Consider the following 23,421-nt stretch of genomic DNA (forward strand, 5'->3'; position numbering starts at 1 on the left):
GGCAAAGGGATGATATTTTTTTCTAGAATACACGCTCTTTAATCATCGTCCCTTTTAGCGATGAAATACCGGGCCAGGAAAACGAACCCGGAACTTTTAATTGAGGTGGTTATGTTCAGGAAATTAGCAGCTGAATTCTTCGGTACGTTTTGGCTTGTGTTTGGTGGGTGCGGAAGTGCCGTGCTGGCCGCAGCATTCCCGGAGTTAGGAATTGGTTTTGCCGGTGTCGCACTGGCATTCGGTCTGACAGTATTAACCATGGCATACGCCGTGGGACATATTTCAGGCGGCCATTTTAACCCGGCCGTGACATTAGGCCTATGGGCGGGCGGTCGCTTCCCGGCAAAAGACGTGATTGGTTATGTTGTTGCGCAAGTTATCGGCGGAATTGTTGCGGCAGCGGTGCTGTATCTGATCGCCAGCGGTAAAGCAGGCTTTGACGCCACGGCCAGCGGTTTTGCATCAAACGGCTATGGCGAACATTCGCCAGGCGGTTATTCCATGCTTTCTGCCATTGTTATTGAAATTGTGCTGACAGCAGCTTTCTTGTTAGTGATCCATGGCGCCACGGATAAACATGCTCCGGCAGGTTTTGCACCGATTGCTATTGGTCTGGCACTGACCCTGATTCACCTGATCAGTATTCCGGTAACTAACACCTCTGTAAACCCGGCGCGTAGCACCGCGGTAGCCCTCTTCCAGGGCGGTTGGGCGTTACAACAGCTGTGGCTGTTCTGGGTTATGCCGATTATCGGCGGGATCATCGGTGGCCTTATTTATCGCACGCTGCTGGAAAAACGTGATTAATCGATAACGAAAAAGACCTGGCATTACGCCAGGTCTTTTCCTCCCCGCTTTATTTCCTTTTATTTGCAACTTTACTCCCCTCTTTGCTTTCAGTAGTGTGTATACCCGTCATACTTCAAGTTGCAGATGTGTTGGCTGCGCTCTTTCCCCCCAGTCACGTACTTATGTACGCTCCCGGGGATTCACTCCCTTGCCGCCTTCCTGCAACTTGAATTATTTAGGTTATAGTGGCGCATTTCGTCTTACTTCTCAGCAAGGACCGGGTTTTCATGTTTTCAGGGCTGTTAATCATTCTGATTCCACTTATTGTGGGCTATCTTATTCCGCTTAGGCACAGAGCGGCATTAAAACTCATCAATCGCCTGTTGAGTTGGATCGTTTACCTTATTCTCTTCTTTATGGGTATCAGTCTGGCGTTTCTGGATAATCTCGCCAGCAATCTGCTATCGATATTGCATTATTCTGCGGTCAGCGTGACGGTCATTCTGCTATGTAATATCGCCGCGCTGTTGTGGCTCGAGCGTTCACTTCCCTGGCGGCACAACCATCGGCAGGAAAAGCTGCCATCACGCATTGCCATGGCGCTGGAGTCGCTACAACTTTGTGGCGTTGTTGTGCTGGGGTTTTTGCTGGGACTCACCGGGTTCTCATTCTTACAGCACGCCACCGAAGCCAGCGAATATACGCTGATCTTTTTATTGTTCCTGGTCGGTATCCAACTGCGTAACAGCGGCATGACCTTAAAACAGATTGTGCTGAATCGTAGGGGGATGATTGTGGCCGTCGTCGTGGTGGCAAGTTCAATGCTGGCTGGCGTGATTAATGCGCTGATCCTCGGACTGCCGCTGAAAACCGCGCTGGCGATGGCCTCGGGTTTTGGCTGGTATTCCCTGTCCGGCATTCTGTTGACCGAGTCATTCGGTCCCGTCATTGGCAGCGCCGCCTTCTTCAACGATCTGGCTCGTGAGCTGATCGCCATTATGCTGATTCCGGGCTTAGTCGGCCGCAGTCGTTCCACCGCATTAGGACTGTGTGGCGCCACCTCAATGGATTTCACCCTACCCGTTTTACAACGCAGCGGCGGGCTGGAAATGGTACCTGCGGCCATCGTTCACGGCTTTATTCTTAGTCTGCTAGTGCCTTTGTTGATGGCCTTTTTCTCCGCCTGATACAGCACAAATACCCCTCTGGCGGTAGTCACCTACCGCCAAAATTGCGCTAAATCAATCTCCCTGCAAGTAGTAGCAGAAATCCCTTTAATCCCTTCGCGCGCAGGCATAATCTTAAACATGTATATTAAATATAACTTTAAAAGGTGTGACCATGTTTTGTGTGCAATGTGAACAAACCATCCGTACTCCGGCAGGGAACGGCTGCTCTTACGCGCAAGGTATGTGCGGTAAAACAGCAGAAACCTCCGATCTGCAGGATCTGCTGATTGCTTCCCTACAAGGTCTGTCTGCATGGGCTGTTAAAGCGCGTGAATACGGTATCATCGATCATGAAGTGGATAACTTTGCCCCGCGCGCATTCTTCTCTACCCTGACCAACGTTAACTTCGACTCCCCACGTATCGTCGGCTATGCCCGTGAAGCCATCGCCATGCGTGACGCCCTGAAAGCGCAGTGTCTGAACATTGATGCCAACGCAACGGTTGAAAACCCAATGGCTGACCTGCAGCTGGTGAGCGACGATTTGGGCGACCTGCAGCGCCAGGCGGCTGAATTTACCCCGAACAAAGACAAAGCGACTATCGGCGAGAACATTCTCGGCCTGCGTCTGCTGTGCCTGTACGGCCTGAAAGGTGCGGCAGCTTACATGGAGCACGCGCACGTTCTGGGTCAGTACGACAACGATATCTACGCGCAGTACCACAAAATCATGGCGTGGCTGGGTACCTGGCCTTCCGATATGAACGCTCTGCTGGAGTGCTCTATGGAAATCGGCCAGATGAACTTCAAAGTGATGAGCATTCTGGATGCCGGTGAAACCACCAAATACGGTCACCCAACCCCAACTCAGGTCAACGTTAAAGCGACCGAAGGTAAATGCATCCTGATTTCAGGTCACGACCTGAAAGATTTATACAATCTGCTGGAGCAGACCGAAGGCACCGGCGTTAACGTCTACACCCACGGTGAAATGCTGCCAGCACACGGCTATCCGGAACTGCGTAAATTCAAACACCTGATCGGTAACTACGGCAGTGGCTGGCAGAATCAGCAGGTTGAGTTCGCCCGCTTCCCTGGCCCAATCGTGATGACCTCTAACTGCATCATCGATCCAACCGTTGGTGCATACGACGACCGCATCTGGACCCGTAGCATCGTCGGTTGGCCGGGTGTGAGCCACCTCGAAGGCGACAACTTTGGTCCGGTTATCGCGCAGGCACAACAAATGGCAGGCTTCCCGTACAGCGAAATCCCGCACCTGATCACCGTAGGTTTCGGTCGTCAGACGCTGCTGGGTGCTGCTGATACGCTGATCGACCTGGTGAGCCGCGAAAAACTGCGTCACATCTTCCTGGTCGGCGGTTGCGATGGCGCACGCGGCGAACGTAACTACTTCACCGATTTCGCCACCAGCGTACCGGACGACTGCCTGATCCTGACCCTGGCCTGTGGTAAATACCGTTTCAACAAACTGGATTTCGGTGATATCGAAGGTCTGCCGCGTCTGGTTGATGCCGGTCAGTGTAACGATGCATACTCTGCCATCATCCTGGCGGTGACCCTGGCTGAGAAACTGGGCTGTGGCGTGAACGACCTGCCGCTGTCTCTGGTGCTCTCCTGGTTCGAACAGAAAGCGATTGTTATTCTGCTGACCCTGCTGTCTCTGGGCGTGAAAAATATCGTCACTGGCCCGACTGCACCGGGCTTCTTCACGCCGGACCTGCTGGCTGTGCTCAACGAGAAATTCGGTCTGCGTTCCGTGACCACCGTTGAAGAAGACATGAAGCAGCTGCTGAGCGCGTAAGGAGTTAAGTCATGACAATGCCAACCCATCAGTGCCCGTGGCGGATGCAGGTTCATCACATCCATCAGGAAACGCCGGATGTATGGACGATTTCGTTGCTGTGCCACGATTATTATCCTTATCGTGCCGGGCAGTATGCACTGGTCAGCGTACGTAACTCAGCGGAGACGCTGCGTGCCTACACCATCTCTTCAACGCCAGGCGTTAGCGAGTACATCACGCTGACCGTCCGCCGCATTGACGACGGTGCGGGTTCACAGTGGCTAACCCGTGACGTGAAGCGCGGCGACTATATCTGGCTGTCTGATGCCATGGGTGAGTTTACCTGTGAAGATAAAGCAGAAGACAAGTTCCTGATGCTGGCGGCCGGCTGTGGCGTGACGCCTATCATGTCGATGCGTCGCTGGTTGGCGAAGTACCGTCCGCAGGCCGATGTGCAGGTGATCTTTAACGTTCGTTCGCCGGAAGATGTCATTTTTGCCGACGAATGGCGCGAGTATCCGGTGACGCTGGTCGCTGAAAACAATGCCACCCATGGCTTTGTTTCTGGCCGACTGACCACCGACCTGCTGAAAAGCGTACCGGACTTAACTTCACGTACCGTGATGACTTGCGGCCCTGCTCCGTACATGGATCTGGTCGAAAAAGAAGTGAAAGCGCTCGGCGTAACGCGTTTCTTTAAAGAACAGTTCTTCACGCCGGTAGCGGAAGCCGCCACCAGTGGTCTGAAGTTCACCAAGCTACAACCGGCAAAAGAATTTTATGCGCCGGTAGGCAGCACGCTACTGGAAGCACTGGAAAGCAATAAAGTGCCGGTTGTCGCCGCATGCCGTGCAGGCGTGTGCGGCTGCTGCAAAACCAAAGTGGTTGATGGTAACTACACGGTTTCCAGCACCATGACGCTAACCGATGCGGAAATCGCCGAAGGCTACGTACTGGCCTGTTCCTGCCACCCGCAGGGTGATTTAGTGCTGGCGTAGTTGCTGAGCATCTGAGATTAAAAGGCTGCCTGGTTATGCTGGGCGGCTTTTTTTTTGCTTGTGAGGCACGTATGGTGATTTGCAGGTTGTGTATGTTGAGGTGATTGTCTGCCATGTGCCAGGAGCGGACCTTTGGGATACCCGTGAATTCACGATATTGTCGGTTCATGCCAGAAAGTCTAAGCGCGCCAGTGTTTTTTCTAGGTCCGATCGTTCTTTCCCTATCAGTGTCTGAAGCGGGAAGGGTAAGCAAGGAGATGGAACGGTGCCCAGGAGCTCAGCTACCGTGGCGATAACTCTCAGACTGCCGTGACGGCGGTAAAACACCCACAGAGGTTCAAGTGCCGTATTGAGCTGATGTGTCTCGCTTTCGTCCTTACTCAATGCAGCCTGCGCCAGGCTCAGGGAATAGTGAGGGAACAGTCCACCAAGCACTGAATACCAGACATCGCAGCCAGCAATCATACCGGAGGCAGACTGTGCGTCACCGCTGATCCCAATGGTAACGCCTTCAGAAACCCTGCTTTTCAGGCTGCCTACACGCTCCAGGGCTGCATTCCTGTCAGTTGGAAGATCGCCGATTTTAATCGAGCCAATGTTATTGAGGTGTGAAAGTGCAACCAACAATTCATCCGTGAACTCGAATCCTGTGGTGGCCGCATTATCATAAATGCAAAGCGGGACAGACAGCTCTGTTGATACTCTGTCATACAGACGAAACACTTCATCGGATGTAATTCTTTGATAGGACACTGGTGCCAGAAGCACACCGTTGACACCGGCGTTTTGTGCATCTTCCGCGAGTCTCATCACTTCATCCGTACTGACATGTCCAATACTGGTCATTACCGGGATGCCGGCAGCTGCGCTCACCGCCAGCCTTGTAGCTCTGAGCCGTTGTTCGCGAGTCAGATAGGCATAACTGCCTGTCGAACCCAGCGCGCCGATAGAATTCACTCCTGCGTCAGCCAGATTCTCAATCAACGATACAAATGAAGCTTCTGCTATTTCACCATCGACAAGGGGCGTGAGGGGAAATGCACTCAGACCAGTAAACATGTTTGCTGCCTTATAAAAGAAATAATCATTCTCCGGACCGGGATGGTTTCCGGGGAGCGTTTCCTATCGGGCGAACTTACGGGAGCCGATCACACACAGAATGACTCCCAGTGTGATCAGCACCATCAGGGGGCTGACGGTTTCATGCAGGAGTGTGGCCGAAAGACCTAAACCAAAGAAAGGCTGTAGAAGTTGCAGTTGGCTGACCGCAGCAATGCCTCCGATTGCCAGCCCTTTGTACCAGAAGATAAAACCAATCAGCATGCTGAAGAGCGACACATACCCCAGCGAGACCCAGGCTGACGTTCCGATGCCGGAAAATGTGGTCGGCATGGTGAGCAAGGACGCGATGAGCATGAAGGGCAGAGAAATAATCAGTGCCCAGCTGATAACCTGCCATCCGCCCAGTACGCGGGTCAGTTTGGCACCCTCGGCATAACCCAGACCACAGGCAATCACCGCCGACAGCATCAGTAAATCACCGGTAAGCGATACGGAGGCGCCTTGCGAAAGAGCAAATCCCATCACCAGCAGACTGCCAATCACTGAGAAGATCCAGAATGTCAGCTTGGGTCGTTCGCCACCCCGCAGGACACCAAAAGTCGCGGTTGTCAGGGGCAGAAGCCCCAGAAAGACGATCGAGTGGGCAGAGGTGACATGTTGCAACGCCATCGCCGTCAGTAGTGGAAAGCCAATCACCACGCCCAGTGCCACGATGACAATTGGGATAAGGTGCGATGCGTGTGGACGTTTTTCCCGGAAACCGAAGATCAACATGACTGCCAGTATTCCGGCAATGGACGCTCGGAGGAATGTCAGGAAGAACGGATCTATATCAAGTACGGCGACACGCGTGGCAGGTAACGAGCCACTAAAAATCACGACTCCCAACAGGCCGTTAACCCAGCCGGAGACTGAGCTGGGATCGGTTTTATGTACCACTGAATTAACCACGTTGACCTCGTTATCTACGTTTTGCCCGCAGGCTTGAGCATTTGTCAGGCGGATGGTAATTTCAGTAACCTGATACAATCAAATTATTGTCATGGATACATTTGATGAAAGCGCGTTACAAAGCCATCGTGGATAAATTTGCGGAGATGATTCGCAGCGGGAAAATCCTGCCCGGCAGCCGTTTGCCGACTCACCGCGATCTTTCTGCTCAGGAACATATCTCGCTGGCCACGGCGACACGGGTCTACAGCGAATTAGAAGCAATGGGTCTTGTGAGCGGTGAGACCGGTCGGGGGACATTTGTCCGGGAAATTTCGTTGCCTTATGGCCATGGTATCGACCAGCTTGCCGTGGCAACGGACGTGCTGGATCTTAATTTCAACTATCCCGCCCTGCCAGGGCAAGGTGAGCTGCTGCGCGACGCGCTCCGGCAGATATCTACCGCCGGGGATATCGAATCGCACCTGCGTTACCAGCCTCATGCAGGCAGGCTCTCTGAGCGAGAGATCATTGCAGAACACCTGTCAGGAAGGGGGTTTAAACCGACGGCGGACAATGTTGTTATTGTGAATGGCGCACAACATGGGCTGACGGTGACAGCAATGGGCCTGCTGAGGCCTGGAGACGTTGTAGCTGTAGATGCACTTACCTACCCGGGATTTAAAGTCCTGGCCGAGTTGTTCCATCTTGAACTCATCGCGATCCCGTCACTTACTAATGGGCCGGATTTCAGTGTACTCAGGCAGTTATGTCAGAAAAGACATATCAGGGCAGTGTATGCCATGCCGACCTTACATAACCCCCTGGGATGGGTGCTGACACATCGCCAGAGAAAGGATCTGGCGACCATTGCCCGTGAACATGACTTACTGGTTATTGAAGATACCGCCTATTCCTACCTGATCCGTCGCCCCCCTCCACCGATTGCATTTTACGCACCTGAGCGTACGGTTTACGTCACCGGCTATTCGAAGAATGTCGCAACCGGTCTTCGGGTTGGCGCCGTTGTATGCCCTGAAGCATACCGTTCCGCCCTCGAAAGGGCCGTCCGGGCAACAACATGGAATACCCCGTCAGTAATGACCACGCTGGTATGCAACTGGATACAGGATGGCACTGTTGAACGCTTTGAAGAACTTAAGCGCCAGGATGCCCGTCAGAGACAAACGGTGCTCAGAGATGCTCTGGGCGATATTCCCTGTATTACACATCCAGGCTCCTATTTTGCCTGGCTGCCACTTTCCGATGAATCACGGGCCGATCGTGTCGTTAAGGTTCTGATGGATAGCAATATTTCGGTTTCAACTGCCGAACCGTTCTGCACCTCACAGACCATTCCCCAGGCTATTCGGGTAGCGCTTGGCTCTGTCTCGATTGAGAACTTGTACAAAGCATTGTTGAAAGTACGCAACGCCGTAGAAAATGAACAATATCGTTAATTTCAGAGGTAGGGGGTCAGTAATGAAAAAACCTAATTTTATCCAGCTAAAAAAGAGAACGTTCACTATATAAACAATTATGCGAACGTCCGCTTTTCGCTCACAGCGGACCTTCAGCTCAGTCAGCAATGTCCGCTGCGTGCCAGGAGCGGATATTAAAGAAGAGGATCTTTGCTTAAACGCAGCGGGGTTTCTCCAATCTAATATCAGATTCACTAATATTTTCTTTTTTAACCCAGCCCAGTCGCATGTAAAATTTTGCCGCACGACTGTTTTTGTCGGTTTCAAGCCAGACTGCCTTATGGTGTTTGAATAATTCCTGCTCTGCGAGGTCAACAAGGCTGCGACCTACACCTCTGCCTTCATATTCAGGGAGAACAAAGACCGCAAAAAGACATCCTTCATCTGGCAAAATCATCGAGAAACCAATCACTTTTCCGTCATCTACGGCAACCCATGCGCAATGACTTTTCTCAATCATATCGGTGACAACGCTCTCGGTAATTCCCATCTGCTCCATTTCTTCTCGACTGAGATGATTTTCTTTAACCGAAGTTCTGACTTCAAAAATACCCTCTATATCAGTGGATAGAGCTAATCTTGTCCTTATATTCATTTGTCTTATTCCATGCTTGAGACAGTTTAGTTTTGATGATCAGGCAGTGATATTCTCTGAAGATATAGAATCCTGAGTAAAATTGCCGCTGATGTCCGCCTCTTGCTCAAAGCGGATCCAAAGTCAGCTTTTAACCACTCGATACTTGTTGCAAATCACCGAGTGATGAGTTCACCGAACATACCAGTGTGGCATGATCCCACCACGCATTGTTATTCACTCTTATTGCAAGCACGTTAAATTGTGCTTTCTGTATCTCATCAATTAAAGCCGGGAGTGGTTTCAGAGTACGCCAGGGTTGACCATCTTTCACTAAATGGTGCCTGACCGGATCATAAGAACTAATGTCGGCCGAATAACCGGGGGTTCCGCACATGGAACTGATCACAAAACGACCTCCGGATTTGAGCAATCTCTTCACCTCTGCGAAAAAGAGAACCCGGTCATTATCTATCAGGCAATGCAAACAACTGCCGTCAATAATCAACTCAAACGTTGAGTCCTTACATTGATGTATACAGCAAACATTTCCGACAAAAAATTGTGCGGAGATACCAGCTTGCTGAAAACGCTTTTCTGCCCATCTGATAGCAGTCTCAGAAAAATCCACACCCCACACAGAATACCCTCGTTCAGCAAGGGACTGTGATGCCATAGCTCCGTTACCACACCCCATTTCAAGTACCGGCGCACCTGAGCGGGGTAAATAGTGATGTAAATTGAGCCAATGAAAGATTTTTTCCTGCTGTTTTTTTGCCCTAATATAACCTTCGCCAGCCCAAGCGACAGCTCCGTTTGCTATCAGTTGCCTGTATTGATTTTCATAGGGATTCATATTGAAGACGCCTTTTTTGCAACAATCCGCTTCACGTTTTACGCCATTTGTCGATGAAGTGAAGTTTATGGGCCTGGGTGCCAGTAATATCAGTAGACTTCACGACTCTTCAAGGGCCGCTTCATTCCAGAAGCGAAATCCAAGCCGTTCAGAGGGTTAAGTGCTGGGAAAGCCTTCAAGTATGTTAATTATCAAATCGAGTGGGAAGATGATTTCATTGGTCTGTCTGAGCTCTTCTAAGTTCCACCAGTAGTGATCGCGAATGACTTCTTTTTCGTTGTTACTCCAACCTGATCGGTCAATATCTGATTTATCTGCACTAATAATAAAGAAACGTTCTTCAGCAAGAACGTTTTCACCACTTGGCAGCATCATAGGGAAGGTTCTGGAGGCTATTTGTAGTCCTGTAGTTCTTCTTGTCAGGCCCGTTTCTTCAAATAATTCACGTAACGCCGCCTGCTCAAAAGACTCGTTGTGCTCAAGTCCTCCCCCTGGCGTTGCCCAGTATGTTTTCCCTTCCAGAGCATCATCTTTATGGCAGAACCTGAAGAGCAGAACATGATTTTCAGGTGAAAGGACTATCAATCGAGAGGCAGGGCGAGTACGCATATCTTCCCTCTTAAATAAAATTTAAACTCTTATTTCGGATGTTCATCTAAACATAAATTGCAGTCTGCAAGTACACATTGAGAATACTTTTTCTTGCCACGTCAACTGCGTTTATCGTCTTCTCTTTGCTCAAAGCAGACTGCCATCAATCACTAAATTTTTTGAAAAAATTGGTACTCTTCGTAAAGGTCTTCTTGAGTTCGACATTTTCCAGCATCAACACCGCCGCCTAAAAAATCCAGCCAATCGCTGGGTTCAGATTGCTGACAAAAGTATCTTCGGGTAGCCCGGCCGAACGAAGTGACGCCGGGAACATCCCCGGAGTCGGTACTTATGCGCCTCGTCCGGGCTACTCGGGGATGCCCCCTGATACCGCCCCTTCCTTTATCCCACTGCTTTCACCGCCAACTTCGGTATCAAACCCGGGCTCCGGCCACCCCTTGCCGCTCAAATTCAGCGCAGGCGTGCTGGTACGCGGTTAGGTACATAACCTATGGCGTAAAGACTTTTATTTTTAACAGGTTACTGAGAAATTGGTGAGTCTGTGTGGGGATCGTAGTCGCAAAAAGGTGAGCATAAACATTTCACCCCTCAATTTTTCAACCACAATTAACATTCACAAACTAATCAATACCCCCGACCATCGTCGAGCTTTTCAAAAAAGGATCCCCATGAAAAAAGTGGCCATCGTCGGCATCGGCCCCACTGGAATCTATACCTTCCATGCCCTGGTTGAACGCGGTGAACCGATGACCGTTCAACTCTACGAGCAAGCGGAAGAAGCGGGTGTGGGCATGCCTTACAACAACGACAATAACGCGGACCATATGCTGGCGAATATTGCCAGTATTGAAATCCCGCCGATTTACATCACCTATCTGACGTGGCTACAAAACCAAAGCGATGACTACCTGACACAATTTGGTATAGAACGCACGTCATTGCATGAACGGCAATTTTTACCCCGCGTGATCCTTGGCGACTATTTTCGCGATCGCTTTTTAGCCATTGTCGATAAAGCCCGTGAGTCCGGTTTTGAGGTTTGTGTTCTTGAGTCCAGCGAAGTCACCGATCTGCGCGCAAACCCGCAGGGTGTTACGTTGTGGGTAAACCACGCACCACAGCCTGTCGAGGTGGATTTTGCAGTTATCGCCACCGGCCATCTGTGGCCTGAGGGAGACGACACACCACGTGAGTTTTTCCCCAGCCCGTGGACCGGCCTGATGGACGCACAAATTAACGCCTGCAGAGTGGGCATTCTGGGTACGTCGTTAAGCGCTATCGATGCGGCAGTAGCCGTGGTCAGTCAACATGGCGCCTTCACCACCGATGCTGATAACACCCTCCATTTTACGCGCAAACCCGGTAGTCAAAGCCTGAAGTTGACTCTGATGTCACGCAGCGGTGTGCTGCCGGAGGCCGATTTTTACTGCCCTCTCCCTTATGAACCGCTGAACATCGCCACCGGTCAGGCGATTGAACACGTCATTGAGCAGGGGCAACGCGGATTACTGGATCGCCTCTTCTCGCTTATCGTCAAACAGCTGCAAGACGCGGCACCGCAGTGGAGCCAGCAGATAGCGCTTGAGACACTGACGGCAGATACGTTTTCTGACATCTATTTTGCTGACCGAATTCAGCACAATCCTTTTGATTGGGCGAAACGCAACCTGCAGGAAGTCGAACGCAACAAGCGGGAGCAACGCACCGTCACGTGGCGCTATACCCTGCTGCGGCTGCATGAGGTCATCGAACAGGTCGTGCCTCATCTTGACGATGGCGACAGAGAACGCTTCAAGCACGGTCTGGCACGCGTGTTTATCGATAACTATGCGGCGATCCCTTCGGAATCCATTCGCCGCCTGCTGGCGCTGCATGAGGCCGGGTTAATTGAAATCCTCGCGCTGGGCTCAGATTATCAACGCCCAAATGAGCAAGGTATGACGGTTATTTACCACAACAATCAGCGTAGCGAATTTGATGTGTTTATTGATGCCCGAGGGCAAAAAGCGTTGAAGAGCAAAGATATCCCGTTCCCCACGTTGCGCCATCAACTCCTCGCCTGTGGTGATGAGATCCCGGATATCAGCGAAAATTATACGCTACGTGCGCCAAAGGATGCCTGTGGTCGCATCGCCTTTGGCGGGCTGCCATGGCTAATGCACGACCGCCCTTTTATTCAGGGTCTGGTCGTCAGCGCTGAAATCGGCGCAGCGATGGCAAACGCCCTGACACAAGGCACGGTGGGACGTCGGCGAAAACGCTGGGACCGTAACGAGGAAGACTAACGACCTGATAGAATCAGGAGGCGAGCAGCAATGTAACTACGTTGTCGCCTCCGCATTTGTCGTCCGATGGCAAACTAGCGCCAGGCCGACTGACCGCCCAATGCGTATTTTCCGGCACCCAAAAATGCCACCGCCAGTGCGCCAATAAAGAAATACACCAGACTTTCAATAGCCCATGCGCCGGTTTTATCCAGCGACCAGGTTTCGCCCATTCCGACCATCAGCCACGCGACAACCATAGTGAATGCCAACCCTAACGCAGCCGGACGCGTCAGAATGCCGAGAATAATCAGGCACGGTGCCAGCACCTCGCCAAGCAAAACGCCGTAGGCAATGAAACCCGGAAAACCTTTCGCTATTAGCATGCCGCTAATGCCATCAATTCCGGCAAACAGTTTATGCAGACCGTGAAACAGCATCAGTCCCCCCACCGCCAGGCGTAACAAAAACTTGCCAAAGTCCTCATGCGTCAGCATGCGATTTACTGCATTTAATAAGTTCCTAACCATTTGAATTCATTCCTTGTTTGCCATGTCCACAGTCAAGCTACGCGTTATCTTCGTCAAATGTAAGCTGCCGAAAATAAGGGGTAATGAGAAGCATAACTATTATCTTCATCTAAACTTGTAACCGGTATCACATTAAAGGAGATGGAAAACCATGAAACAAACGGTTGCCGCTTTTATTGCTAAAACGCTTGAACAGGCTGGTGTGAAACGTATTTGGGGCGTAACGGGTGATTCACTGAATGGTCTTAGTGACAGTCTCAATCGCATGGGAACGATCGACTGGATGCCAACCCGGCATGAAGAAGTTGCCGCCTTCGCCGCAGGCGCGGAAGCGCAACTGACCGGTGAACTGGCGGTGTGTGCCGGTTCATGTGGACCGGGAAACTTGCACCTGATTAACGGCCTGTTTGATTGCCACCGCAACCATGTCCCAGTGCTGGCGATTGCCGCACATATCCCCTCCAGTGAAATTGGCAGCGGCTATTTTCAGGAGACCCACCCGCAAGAGTTGTTCCGCGAATGTAGCCACTATTGCGAGCTGGTTTCCAGCCCTGAACAGATCCCACAGGTGCTGGCGATTGCCATGCGCAAAGCAGTGTTAAACCGCGGTGTGTCAGTCGTCGTGCTCCCGGGCGATGTTGCACTGAAAGCCGCGCCGGAAAGTGCCAGCACGCACTGGTATCATGCGCCGTTACCGGTGGTCACCCCGGCGGAAGAAGAGATGAGAAAACTGGCGCAGCTGCTGCGCTATTCCAGCAACATTGCGCTGATGTGCGGCAGTGGTTGCGCGGGTGCGCACAAAGAGCTGGTGGAGTTTGCCGCAAAAATCAAAGCGCCGATTGTCCACGCCCTGCGCGGCAAAGAGCACGTCGAATATGACAACCCCTACGATGTGGGTATGACCGGACTGATCGGTTTTTCATCCGGTTTTCATACCATGATGAATGCCGACACGCTGCTTTTACTGGGCACCCAGTTCCCCTACCGCCCCTTCTACCCCACCGACGCCAAAATTATTCAGATTGATATCAATCCGGCAAGCATTGGTGCGCACAGCAAGGTGGATATGGCGCTCGTTGGAGATATCAAAGCCACGCTGCGTGCCCTGCTGCCGCTCGTAGAAGAAAAAACCGACCGCAAATTCCTCGATAAAGCCCTGAGTGATTATCGCGATGCGCGCAAAGGACTGGATGATTTAGCCAAACCCAGCGAAAAAGCCATTCACCCGCAGTATCTGGCGCAGCAAATCAGCCACTTCGCCGCTGATGACGCCATCTTTACCTGCGATGTCGGCACCCCCACGGTGTGGGCCGCGCGCTATCTGAAAATGAACGGCAAGCGCCGCCTGCTCGGGTCGTTTAATCACGGGTCGATGGCGAACGCCATGCCGCAGGCGCTGGGTGCACAGGCAACGGAACCCGGACGCCAGGTGGTCGCCATGTGCGGCGACGGCGGCTTCAGCATGCTGATGGGCGATTTTCTTTCGGTGGTGCAGATGAAGCTACCGGTGAAAATCATCGTGTTCAATAACAGCGTGCTGGGCTTTGTCGCGATGGAGATGAAGGCCGGTGGGTATCTGACCGACGGAACGGAACTGCACGACACCAACTTTGCCCGCATTGCCGAAGCCTGCGGGATCACCGGTATCCGCGTGGAAAAATCGTCGGACGTCGACGAGGCGCTGCAAAGAGCGCTGTCGATTGATGGCCCGGTGCTGGTCGACGTGGTGGTCGCGAAAGAAGAGCTCGCCATACCGCCGCAAATCAAACTCGAACAAGCGAAGGGTTTCAGCCTGTATATGCTGCGCGCTATCATCAGCGGACGCGGTGATGAAGTGATCGAACTGGCGAAAACCAACTGGCTAAGGTAAAACAGTGGGCATTACCTCACTTAAAAAGGAATGCCCGTGATCGACCTACGTAGTGATACTGTCACCCGCCCGAGTCGCGCCATGCTGGAAGAGATGATGGCGGCCCCGGTCGGGGACGACGTCTACGGCGACGACCCTACCGTCAATGCCCTTCAGCAGTATGCCGCTGAACTTTCTGGTAAAGAAGCGGCTATTTTCTTACCGACCGGCACCCAGGCAAATCTGGTGGCGCTGCTCAGCCACTGTCAGCGCGGCGAGGAGTACATCGCAGGCCAGGGCGCGCATAACTATTTATACGAAGCCGGTGGTGCCGCGGTGCTCGGCAGCATTCAGCCACAGCCTATCGACGCCGCGCCGGATGGCACGCTGCCGCTGGACAAAGTCGCCGCTAAAATCAAAGCCGATGATATTCATTTTGCCCGTACCCGCCTGCTCAGTCTGGAAAACACCCATAACGGTAAAGTGCTGCCGCGTGAGTATTTGAAGGAGGCCTGGGAATTCACCCGCGAACGAAATCTGGCGCTGCACGTTGACGGCGCGCGTATTTTTAACGCCATCGTCGCCTACGGTTGTGAGCTTAAGGACGTCACCCAATATTGTGACTCGTTCACCATTTGCCTCTCCAAAGGGCTGGGGACGCCGGTCGGGTCACTGCTGGTCGGCAGCCGTGATTACATCAAACGTGCGATTCGCTGGCGCAAGATGACCGGCGGCGGTATGCGCCAGGCCGGTATTCTGGCGGCTGCCGGGCTGTATGCGCTCAAAAATAACGTGGCGCGTTTGCAAATTGATCACGACAACGCTGCCTGGATGGCAGAACAATTGCGTGAAGCGGGTGCCGACGTTATGCGTCACGACACCAATATGCTGTTTGTCCGCGTGGGTGAAGAACACGCTGCTGCGCTGGGCGAGTACATGAAATCTAAAGACGTGCTGATTAACGCCTCGCCGATTGTGCGTCTGGTGATGCATCTGGACGTTTCGCGTGAACAACTTGCTGAAGTCGCCGCTCACTGGCGTGCTTTTTTAAACCGCTAAGGAGACCGGCGTGCCGCAACGGATTTTGGTACTTGGCGCCAGTGGTTACATTGGTCAACATCTGGTAAAAGCGCTCAGCCAGCAAGGGCATCAGGTGCTGGCGGCGGCACGTCGCATCGAGCGACTGGACAAACAGCAACTGCCCGGCGTCAGTTGTCATAAGGTTGATTTAAACGAACCAGATACCCTGACGCCGCTGCTAGCCGACGTTGATACGGTCTATTACCTGGTGCACGGGATGGGTGAAGGTGGTGATTTTATCGCCCACGAGCGTCAAGTGGCGCAGAATGTCCGCGACGCCCTGCGCCATACGCCAGTGAACCAGCTGATTTTCCTGAGCTCCTTACAGGCCCCCAAGCATGAACAGTCCGATCACCTGCGCGCACGGCAGATAACGGCTGACACGTTGCGCGAATCTGGCGTCCCGGTTACGGAGTTACGGGCAGGTATTATCGTCGGCGCGGGCTCTGCGGCCTTTGAGGTGATGCGTGATATGGTCTACAACCTGCCGGTACTCACCCCGCCGCGCTGGGTACGATCGCGTACCACACCGATTGCACTGGAGAATCTGCTGTACTATTTAGTTGCGCTGCTGGCGCACCCGGCAAACGGCCACCGCGTACTCGAGGCGGCGGGGCCGCAGGTATTAAGCTATCAAGAGCAGTTCGAACATTTTATGGCGGTCAGCGGCAAGCATCGCCTGCTTATCCCCATCCCTTTCCCGACCCGCTGGATTTCAGTGTGGTTTTTAAATGTGATCACCTCGGTTCCACCGACGACCGCCCAGGCGCTGATACAGGGCCTGAAACACGATCTGCTGGCCGATGACACCGAACTGAGGGCATTGATCCCCCAAAAGCTCATCGCCTTTGACGATGCGGTACGCAGCACGCTGAAGGAAGAAGAGAAACTGGTCGACTCCAGCGAGTGGGGATACGACGCGCAGGCCTTTGCCCGCTGGCGACCGGAGTACGGCTATTTCGCCAAACAGGCCGGGTTTAGCGTCGAGACATCCGCCAGCCTGAAGGCGCTGTGGCAAGTGGTGAATCGCCTCGGCGGCAAAGAGGGCTATTTCTTTGGCAATATTCTGTGGAAGACGCGCGCAGCCATGGATCTGCTGGTGGGGCATAAACTGGCAAAAGGTCGGCCGGAGCGTCCGCTTTTACAGGTCGGCGATACCGTGGATAGCTGGAAGGTTATTATCGTCGAACCGGAGAAGCAGCTAACACTGTTATTTGGTATGAAGGCGCCAGGACTCGGTCGTCTGAGTTTTACCCTGGAAGATAAAGGCGATCGCCGTCGCATTGACGTCCGCGCCTGGTGGCACCCGCACGGTATGCCCGGTCTGTTCTACTGGCTGCTGATGATCCCGGCTCACCTGTTTATTTTCAGGGGGATGGCAAAGCGTATCGCCAAACTTGCAGAACAAATCACAGACTAAAGACAAAAAGAGGCTGTATTCTTTCATGTTTCCCATTGCATACAGGCGTAATTCACGGAAGAATGCGCACGAAGTTCTATTAAACACAGCGGATTGATATGAAGGTACTGGTTACCGGAGCCACCAGCGGCTTAGGCCGAAACGCGGTTGAGTTTTTACGCAAGAAAGGCATCAGCGTCAGAGCTACCGGTCGCAACGAAGCGATGGGTAAGTTGCTGGAGAAAATGGGCGCAGAATTTGTGCATGCGGATTTGACCGAGCTGGTCTCTTCGCAAGCAAAAGTGATGCTCGCAGGCATCGACACGCTATGGCACTGTTCCAGTTTTACCTCGCCGTGGGGAACACAGGAAGCCTTTGACCTGGCTAACGTCCGCGCCACCCGCCGTCTGGGCGAGTGGTCGGTTGCCTGGGGCGTGCGTAACTTTATTCATATCTCCTCCCCGTCGCTCTATTTTGATTATCACCACCATCGCGATATCAAAGAGGACTTTCGACCTCACCGCTTCGCCAACGAATTCGCCCGCAGTAAAGCAGCCGGCGAAGACGTGATTGCGCTGTTAGCCCAGGCCAATCCGCAAACTCGCTTTACGGTACTGCGTCCGCAGAGCCTGTTTGGCCCGCATGATAAAGTTTTTATCCCCCGCCTGGCGCACATGATGCATCACTATGGCAGCGTCCTGCTCCCACACGGCGGCAGCGCACTGGTGGATATGACCTACTATGAAAATGCGATTCACGCGATGTGGCTGGCAAGTCAGGAAGCCTGTGACAATCTGCCATCAGGTCGTGTGTATAACATTACCAACGGTGAGCATCGCACGCTGCGCAGCATCGTGCAGAAGCTGATTGACGAACTGAATATTGATTGCCGCATCCGCTCCGTGCCTTATCCAATGCTGGACATGATTGCCCGCAGCATGGAGCGTCTGGGGAATAAATCGGCAAAAGAACCCAAGCTCACACACTACGGTGTCTCAAAGCTCAATTTTGACTTTACGCTGGACACCACCCGCGCCCAGGAAGAGCTGGGTTATCAGCCTGTCGTGACGCTGGATGAAGGGATTGAGCGTACCGCGGCCTGGCTGCGCGACCACGGTAAGCTGCCGCGTTAACCTTGCCCGTATTTCTCCAGTAGCGCTTCGGCAATGGCCTGCGTTTCGGCATCCGCCACGCCGTTCCACAACGCCGGGCGGAAGTGCATCTGGAACGCCATAATCACCCGCTGCTGTTCACGCGGCGTCAAGTCCGGTTTCACCTCGTAGCCGTAGCGCGACAGCAAATCAAGTAACGATGCGGTGTCCACCGGCGTATGGGGTGCGCGTCCGCCAAGATAAAACGCGACGCGCTGAGCATCCGGCCAGGCGCCAATACCCTGCGCGGCCAGTTCACGCCACGGAAACAGCGGGCCGGGATCGTCTTTACGCTGCGGAGCGATATCCGCATGCGCCACCACGTTCTGCGCCTTGATGTCGTAGCGGGCAATAATGTCCTTTGCCAGCGGGATCAACGCCTGGATCTGCGTCGCTTCAAATGGCGCAAAATATTTCACGCCCGCTGATTTTTGCCAGCCACGGTTTTCCAGTTCAATCCCAATCGACGTGTCGTTAATCCGCGTAGCGCCTCGCCAGAAGCTGATCCCTGCATGCCAGGCCAGATCCTTTTCCGGGACCAGCTGCCAGATCCGCGGCTTGCCGCCGTGCAGCGGTGGTACTGCCGGGATCAGATAGTGCGAGCTGACGTTTTTATCCGTCAGCGTGGCCAGCGATGAGTCAAAATCATCAGCCGTGTAGTGAATTACCAGCACTTTAATGCGTGGATATGCCGCCTGCGCCTGGCGTCGGGTATCCAGTTGATACCCGTTTTTGTCGACAATCCCTGGCTCGCGCGCACAGCCCGTCAGCAACACAGCAAATGCCAGCAGCCATAACAGACGCTTCATCGGCGAGTTTTCACCGCAGTCCCGCTGACGCTCACCATCAGCATGCTGCCATCTTTACCCACGGTTTCGTAATCAATATCAATACCAACGACCGCATCTGCTCCCAACGCTTTCGCCTGTTCGCCGAGTTCCTGAAAGGCAATTTCACGCGCTTTGCGCAGCTCTTTTTCGTATGAGCCAGAGCGACCGCCGACAATGTCCCGGATCCCGGCAAAAAAATCGCGGAAGATATTCGCGCCTAAAATCGCTTCACCGGTTACCACACCGCAATATTCCACGATGCTTTGCCCTTCCAGCGTAGGGGTGGTCGAAAACTGCATGGTATATCTCCTTATTACGCTAACAACGCTGCCTTAAAGCATTATCGAACCAATACCCTATCATTGAAAGGTTCCGATTGTTTAATTTTCAACATGATCGAAATGATGCAATAAAAATATTATTTCTCAGCACATTCGGACACGCGAACGGAATCAATGAGTGTAGAAAAACTTTTTAATGAGCACATTCCCTGCGTATTTTTCTCATCGCAGGCCGCTAAGGGCAGCACAATTTTTCCGGGAGGCGATTGCAACGACAAAGGTTGCATATCACGCATTTCCTGCAATGTCTGATACATAAAAGAAACCTGCACCCAATCAGAATGATCGCTAACCCGTTTCCACCTTTCGAAAACAAACTCTCCACCCGGCGGCGTATTATCTGGCTGACCGGGCAGAGACACGTTAAGGCCTAATGCCCCGCTGATATTGGCAAGATTGGTGTCATGCCCCGCAATAAACAACAAAGAGACGGGCAACTGAATTGCGTATTTATTTTCTGTTGCCCCCTGTGTTACGAGCGCTGTACGTATCAAATCAAGTAACGGTGTGGCCCTGCTACGGGCAACCTCCGGGGTTTTCTGCAGAAGGTCAAACTGCGCATTGTGCAGACTTAATAATGTACGCCATTCTTTATCGCCATGAATACGCCCCCAGGCCACCTGCGACATCCCTTGTGCTTGTTGCAGCAGGAAGATTTCCGTCAGGGTTGAAGCCAGTCCCCATGAGCCTGACAACGATATATTTTCTGGAGAGACCTTGAGTTCAGCAGGTAAGACGTCGGTTAGCGTACACTGTGCAGACTGCCCAGCTGCTTGACACTTTTCTGACTGGGAGAAATTTAACACCCGTTCCAGGGCTTGAAATGCGGGTTGGTAGTGGCGCGTGTACTCATCAAGACTTCCGCCAGCCCGGGTCAGGATGGCCTCTTTCACCTGCGATGTGTTCAGCGAACACTGCCCCGCCTTGATGGGATTAAAAAGGGGATCAGATTTTGACTTATCTTGTTGATAATGAACCTGTACTTTACATTCCGGGGCCAGTCCTGCCAGGAATGCTTCACCCGTTTTACGGGTACGTTGATCGCTATCGGCAATGACCGCGACCTGCCCTGCCGTTGGACACGTTTTATTATCCAGCAGACCTTTGTCCGCCAGGCGTAAACGTTGATACCGTCCTAATTCAGTAATGAGTGCCCCGCCGCGAGGAGTCAACCACCCCAGAGGAACGTCCCATTGCGGCCAGCGGTCGGGAGTGACTTGCTGCATAAGCGGCGTGAACTTTGTCGGTGCCCTGACGCCATGACGACTGACGATGACAACACGCTCAAGCTGCATTCCGCTCTGTTCATCGGCGCGTAATGAAACAGGGGCCAATATAATCGTTAAGAACAATAAACGAATGATCAGTGTACTCATTACCAGCACCACCTCGTCGTTAATGAATAATCAGAAGCCCGCACACGACAGGACGAACGTCTTATCTTGTCGACAGCCAAATCATCCTACGCCTGTGATAATAAATATCCACCAGGATGAAATACTGGGTTATCGCGTACGGCTGAAATTCACACACTTTTGCCACCGCCTCGTTCACACACGGAACGAGATCACACTTATAATTTCATTTTGAAATTATAAAAATAAAAAGCACCGCCTCAGCTGGACGGCGATGCTTTAACGCATACTGGATGGTATTTGAAAATTAGATCAACTTAATTTTAATGTCATAACTTTCAAGCCCGGTCATTTTCTCACGAGCGATAAACTGAATATCGGAAACTTCTTTCCCGGTCTTTTTCTTCAGCTCAACAATTTTCTTTGTGATGAACTCAGATATATCCGCTTCAGTTTTATTTTTTAATTTCTCGACGTCCATTATGCACCTCTTCTGGTCTGTAACGGCATCAACGCGCCAGTAGATAGTATTATCTGTATAACCATGGATATCTATAAACTATACGATAAAAAGATTCAATAACCCAGGCGAAACTGGTCATTACACACCCAGAAATTGTTTGCAGATTAAACGACAAGAGAGGGACTGAAGGCAGGTTCGCAGTAAACGATGTTCTGGCATCACGACAACAACGTCAAGATGACGATCTCACGATAAACAGGTAGGGTCATCTGTTAAGTCATTAAAAAAGGCCCCTTGAAGGGGCCTAAAAAATTATTTTCTGAAATCCAGCGGAGTCTGGCCGGACTGAATGTACATTGCAACATTATCAAATGTAATCATTTTAGATTTGCAAAAAATACATTTCGCGCCAAACGGATTTCCCTCAGTCACATCGAAGCTCGATGTTCTGTACTGCGAACCATGGCAACATGGGCAGCGAAAGTGAATATGATTAGTAATAATAGTTACCTTAGAGCGCCACAACATTAACAGCGGATGGGCCTTTAGGTCCCTGCTCCACGCTAAACTCGACTTCCTGATTTTCATTCAGCGTTTTAAAGTCGTTACTTTGGATAGCAGAAAAATGCACAAACACATCTTTGCTACCATCTTTGGGCGTGATGAATCCAAAACCTTTCTCAGGATTAAACCACTTAACTAAACCCGTCATTTTATTAGACATATATTTTATTCCTTAATTTGAGCCCTTCGGCATATTTGGTTTTATTACAGAATCGACTTAGTGCTTAGCGGAGTGACTCAAAGAAGGGATAAATGGATAAACCTGAAAATGAGAACTGCGGAAGTAAACTACTTTGTAAATCGTCTATTATTCAAACCGACTCAACTATTAACGCATGAGCCCAGGAATTAATCAACCCTTATTTTAGCCATCCGGATACCCTGATAGCCTAAGGACTGCTCCGTCATTGTGCACTTATACATACCGTCGCAGTCCGGCTTCCACATTTTGTTGCCTCGTAAATAAGCATGCAGATACGTGGATGGTCTATACACTATAGGGAGCATCCTTGGCGACAACATCATGCCGCAGTTTGATATACTGAACCGAGGTAAGCAGTCAATAGCCACAGATGTACCAGTCGGTGAAATTTGCGAAGTTATGCAAGTAAAAACAAAGTGTTAATCGATTACACAGTCATTGAAAGGATAGAATTTTTCATCGTAGAATACTATTAGTAGAAAGCTAATAAGGAAATCATTATGCGCTACTCGAAACTCTCTCTGTTGGTCCCCTGTGCACTTCTTCTCAGCGCCTGTACCACCGTAACTCCGGCTTATAAAGACAACGGCCCGCGTAGCGGCGCTTGCGTGGAAGGTGGGCCAGACAGCGTGGCACAACAGTTCTATGATTACCGCATTCAGCATCGCAGCAACGACATCACCGCCCTGCGTCCGTACTTAAGTGACAACCTGGCGAAATTGCTGACCGATGCCAGCCGCGATAACTCGCACCGCGAGCTGCTGACCAGCGACCCCTTCTCCAGCCGTACCACCTTACCGGACAGCGCCAGTGTCGCCAGCGCCTCGACCATTCCGAATAGTGATGCACGTAACATTCCGCTGCGCGTAGAGCTTAAGCAGGGTAATCAAACCTGGCGTGATGAAGTACTGATGATCCGTGAAGGCCAGTGCTGGGTCGTGGATGATGTTCGCTATCTGGGCGGTAGTGTACATGCGCCAGCCGGGACGCTGCGCCAGTCTGTCGAAAACCGTTAATCCCGCCATTCATTCGTTCAAATCATAAACCCCATAAATTGTCTGGCATTCTGCATAGAATGCCGACAATTATTCTTGCCCACTGGTGACCCCGCTATT

23 protein-coding genes are annotated in these 23,421 nt (G+C 51.9%); 11 read left to right on the plus strand and 12 right to left on the minus strand.

The window, feature by feature from the left end:
• The first annotated feature begins 111 nt into the window (after nucleotides 1-111).
• From aqpZ to hcr, 4 genes are all read left to right on the plus strand, one after another.
• Nucleotides 112-807, plus strand: coding sequence for an aquaporin Z (gene aqpZ, locus FDX22_RS08005; RefSeq protein ID WP_186805285.1), 696 nt, complete (start codon nucleotides 112-114; stop codon nucleotides 805-807).
• A 269-nt stretch (nucleotides 808-1,076) separates the two neighbouring features.
• Nucleotides 1,077-1,976, plus strand: coding sequence for a lysine exporter LysO family protein (locus tag FDX22_RS08010; RefSeq protein WP_096756557.1), 900 nt, complete (start codon nucleotides 1,077-1,079; stop codon nucleotides 1,974-1,976).
• 154 nt (nucleotides 1,977-2,130) lie between these two features.
• Nucleotides 2,131-3,783: a hydroxylamine reductase gene (gene hcp, locus FDX22_RS08015; protein WP_096756556.1), complete on the plus strand. Its 1,653-nt coding sequence runs from the start codon at nucleotides 2,131-2,133 to the stop codon at nucleotides 3,781-3,783.
• An 11-nt stretch (nucleotides 3,784-3,794) separates the two neighbouring features.
• Nucleotides 3,795-4,763, plus strand: coding sequence for an NADH oxidoreductase (gene hcr / locus FDX22_RS08020; protein ID WP_096756555.1), 969 nt, complete (start codon nucleotides 3,795-3,797; stop codon nucleotides 4,761-4,763).
• A gap of 165 nt (nucleotides 4,764-4,928) precedes the next feature.
• Here the strand turns inward: hcr and FDX22_RS08025 are convergent, their stop codons facing one another.
• Together FDX22_RS08025 and FDX22_RS08030 are read right to left on the minus strand one after the other, a co-directional pair.
• Nucleotides 4,929-5,822 (minus strand): dihydrodipicolinate synthase family protein, encoded by an 894-nt coding sequence (locus FDX22_RS08025; protein WP_146717000.1) that lies wholly within the window; start codon nucleotides 5,820-5,822, stop codon nucleotides 4,929-4,931.
• A 63-nt stretch (nucleotides 5,823-5,885) separates the two neighbouring features.
• Nucleotides 5,886-6,776 carry a DMT family transporter gene (locus FDX22_RS08030; protein WP_146717042.1) on the minus strand — a complete coding sequence of 297 codons (891 nt, stop codon included), beginning with the start codon at nucleotides 6,774-6,776 and terminating at the stop codon, nucleotides 5,886-5,888.
• Nucleotides 6,777-6,880: 104 nt separating this feature from the next.
• Between FDX22_RS08030 and FDX22_RS08035 the strand changes: the two genes are divergently transcribed.
• Nucleotides 6,881-8,215, plus strand: coding sequence for a PLP-dependent aminotransferase family protein (locus FDX22_RS08035; protein WP_146717001.1), 1,335 nt, complete (start codon nucleotides 6,881-6,883; stop codon nucleotides 8,213-8,215).
• Nucleotides 8,216-8,390: 175 nt separating this feature from the next.
• Here FDX22_RS08035 and FDX22_RS08040 read toward each other — a convergent pair whose 3' ends face one another.
• From FDX22_RS08040 to FDX22_RS08050, 3 genes are all read right to left on the minus strand, one after another.
• Entirely contained in the window at nucleotides 8,391-8,831 is a 441-nt protein-coding gene (locus FDX22_RS08040; protein WP_115258074.1) for a GNAT family N-acetyltransferase, read from the minus strand.
• Between the two features lie 130 nt (nucleotides 8,832-8,961).
• Nucleotides 8,962-9,666, minus strand: a complete 705-nt coding sequence (locus tag FDX22_RS08045) for a class I SAM-dependent methyltransferase (protein WP_146717002.1) — start codon at nucleotides 9,664-9,666, stop codon at nucleotides 8,962-8,964.
• A 156-nt stretch (nucleotides 9,667-9,822) separates the two neighbouring features.
• Nucleotides 9,823-10,275: an NUDIX hydrolase gene (locus FDX22_RS08050; protein ID WP_146717003.1), complete on the minus strand. Its 453-nt coding sequence runs from the start codon at nucleotides 10,273-10,275 to the stop codon at nucleotides 9,823-9,825.
• Between the two features lie 671 nt (nucleotides 10,276-10,946).
• On the opposite strand from FDX22_RS08050, the gene FDX22_RS08055 reads away from it, so the two are divergent.
• The gene (locus tag FDX22_RS08055; RefSeq protein WP_146717004.1) at nucleotides 10,947-12,563 is read left to right on the plus strand and encodes an FAD-NAD(P)-binding protein; all 1,617 of its coding nucleotides are present in this window, start codon (nucleotides 10,947-10,949) and stop codon (nucleotides 12,561-12,563) included.
• Between the two features lie 74 nt (nucleotides 12,564-12,637).
• Here FDX22_RS08055 and FDX22_RS08060 read toward each other — a convergent pair whose 3' ends face one another.
• Nucleotides 12,638-13,072 carry a DoxX family protein gene (locus FDX22_RS08060; RefSeq protein ID WP_115258070.1) on the minus strand — a complete coding sequence of 145 codons (435 nt, stop codon included), beginning with the start codon at nucleotides 13,070-13,072 and terminating at the stop codon, nucleotides 12,638-12,640.
• Between the two features lie 151 nt (nucleotides 13,073-13,223).
• On the opposite strand from FDX22_RS08060, the gene poxB reads away from it, so the two are divergent.
• From poxB to FDX22_RS08080, 4 genes are all read left to right on the plus strand, one after another.
• The gene (gene poxB / locus FDX22_RS08065) at nucleotides 13,224-14,942 is read left to right on the plus strand and encodes a ubiquinone-dependent pyruvate dehydrogenase (protein WP_117343253.1); all 1,719 of its coding nucleotides are present in this window, start codon (nucleotides 13,224-13,226) and stop codon (nucleotides 14,940-14,942) included.
• A gap of 36 nt (nucleotides 14,943-14,978) precedes the next feature.
• Nucleotides 14,979-15,980 (plus strand): low-specificity L-threonine aldolase, encoded by a 1,002-nt coding sequence (ltaE, locus tag FDX22_RS08070; protein WP_146717005.1) that lies wholly within the window; start codon nucleotides 14,979-14,981, stop codon nucleotides 15,978-15,980.
• 10 nt (nucleotides 15,981-15,990) lie between these two features.
• Nucleotides 15,991-17,421, plus strand: coding sequence for an SDR family oxidoreductase (locus FDX22_RS08075; protein ID WP_117343251.1), 1,431 nt, complete (start codon nucleotides 15,991-15,993; stop codon nucleotides 17,419-17,421).
• A 98-nt stretch (nucleotides 17,422-17,519) separates the two neighbouring features.
• Complete coding sequence (locus tag FDX22_RS08080; protein WP_096756546.1) at nucleotides 17,520-18,533, plus strand: NAD(P)-dependent oxidoreductase; 1,014 nt, start codon at nucleotides 17,520-17,522, stop codon at nucleotides 18,531-18,533.
• On the opposite strand, the gene FDX22_RS08085 is transcribed toward FDX22_RS08080, so the two are convergent.
• The 6 genes from FDX22_RS08085 to cspG form a co-directional block, all read right to left on the minus strand.
• Nucleotides 18,530-19,360 (minus strand): N-acetylmuramoyl-L-alanine amidase, encoded by an 831-nt coding sequence (locus FDX22_RS08085; protein WP_146717006.1) that lies wholly within the window; start codon nucleotides 19,358-19,360, stop codon nucleotides 18,530-18,532. The two genes, FDX22_RS08080 and FDX22_RS08085, sit on opposite strands and share 4 nt — an antisense overlap.
• Nucleotides 19,357-19,680, minus strand: coding sequence for a heavy metal-binding domain-containing protein (locus tag FDX22_RS08090; RefSeq protein ID WP_096756544.1), 324 nt, complete (start codon nucleotides 19,678-19,680; stop codon nucleotides 19,357-19,359). The genes FDX22_RS08085 and FDX22_RS08090 overlap by 4 nt, the downstream gene beginning before the upstream one ends.
• Before the next feature lie 119 nt (nucleotides 19,681-19,799).
• Nucleotides 19,800-21,098 carry an AppA family phytase/histidine-type acid phosphatase gene (locus FDX22_RS08095; protein ID WP_146717043.1) on the minus strand — a complete coding sequence of 433 codons (1,299 nt, stop codon included), beginning with the start codon at nucleotides 21,096-21,098 and terminating at the stop codon, nucleotides 19,800-19,802.
• Between the two features lie 286 nt (nucleotides 21,099-21,384).
• Nucleotides 21,385-21,558, minus strand: coding sequence for a GnsA/GnsB family addiction module toxin (locus FDX22_RS08100; RefSeq protein ID WP_096756542.1), 174 nt, complete (start codon nucleotides 21,556-21,558; stop codon nucleotides 21,385-21,387).
• Nucleotides 21,559-21,852: 294 nt separating this feature from the next.
• A complete protein-coding gene (locus tag FDX22_RS08105) occupies nucleotides 21,853-22,041 on the minus strand; it encodes a cold-shock protein (RefSeq protein ID WP_115259921.1) in 189 nt (62 codons plus the stop codon).
• Between the two features lie 10 nt (nucleotides 22,042-22,051).
• Nucleotides 22,052-22,264 carry a cold shock protein CspG gene (cspG, locus tag FDX22_RS08110; protein ID WP_046479624.1) on the minus strand — a complete coding sequence of 71 codons (213 nt, stop codon included), beginning with the start codon at nucleotides 22,262-22,264 and terminating at the stop codon, nucleotides 22,052-22,054.
• A 542-nt stretch (nucleotides 22,265-22,806) separates the two neighbouring features.
• On the opposite strand from cspG, the gene FDX22_RS08115 reads away from it, so the two are divergent.
• Nucleotides 22,807-23,322 carry a lipoprotein gene (locus FDX22_RS08115; protein ID WP_115258065.1) on the plus strand — a complete coding sequence of 172 codons (516 nt, stop codon included), beginning with the start codon at nucleotides 22,807-22,809 and terminating at the stop codon, nucleotides 23,320-23,322.
• Nucleotides 23,323-23,421 lie beyond the last annotated feature (99 nt).

Source organism: Citrobacter sp. TBCS-14, from assembly GCF_005280805.1.
Taxonomy (GTDB): Bacteria; Pseudomonadota; Gammaproteobacteria; order Enterobacterales; family Enterobacteriaceae; genus Citrobacter; species Citrobacter gillenii.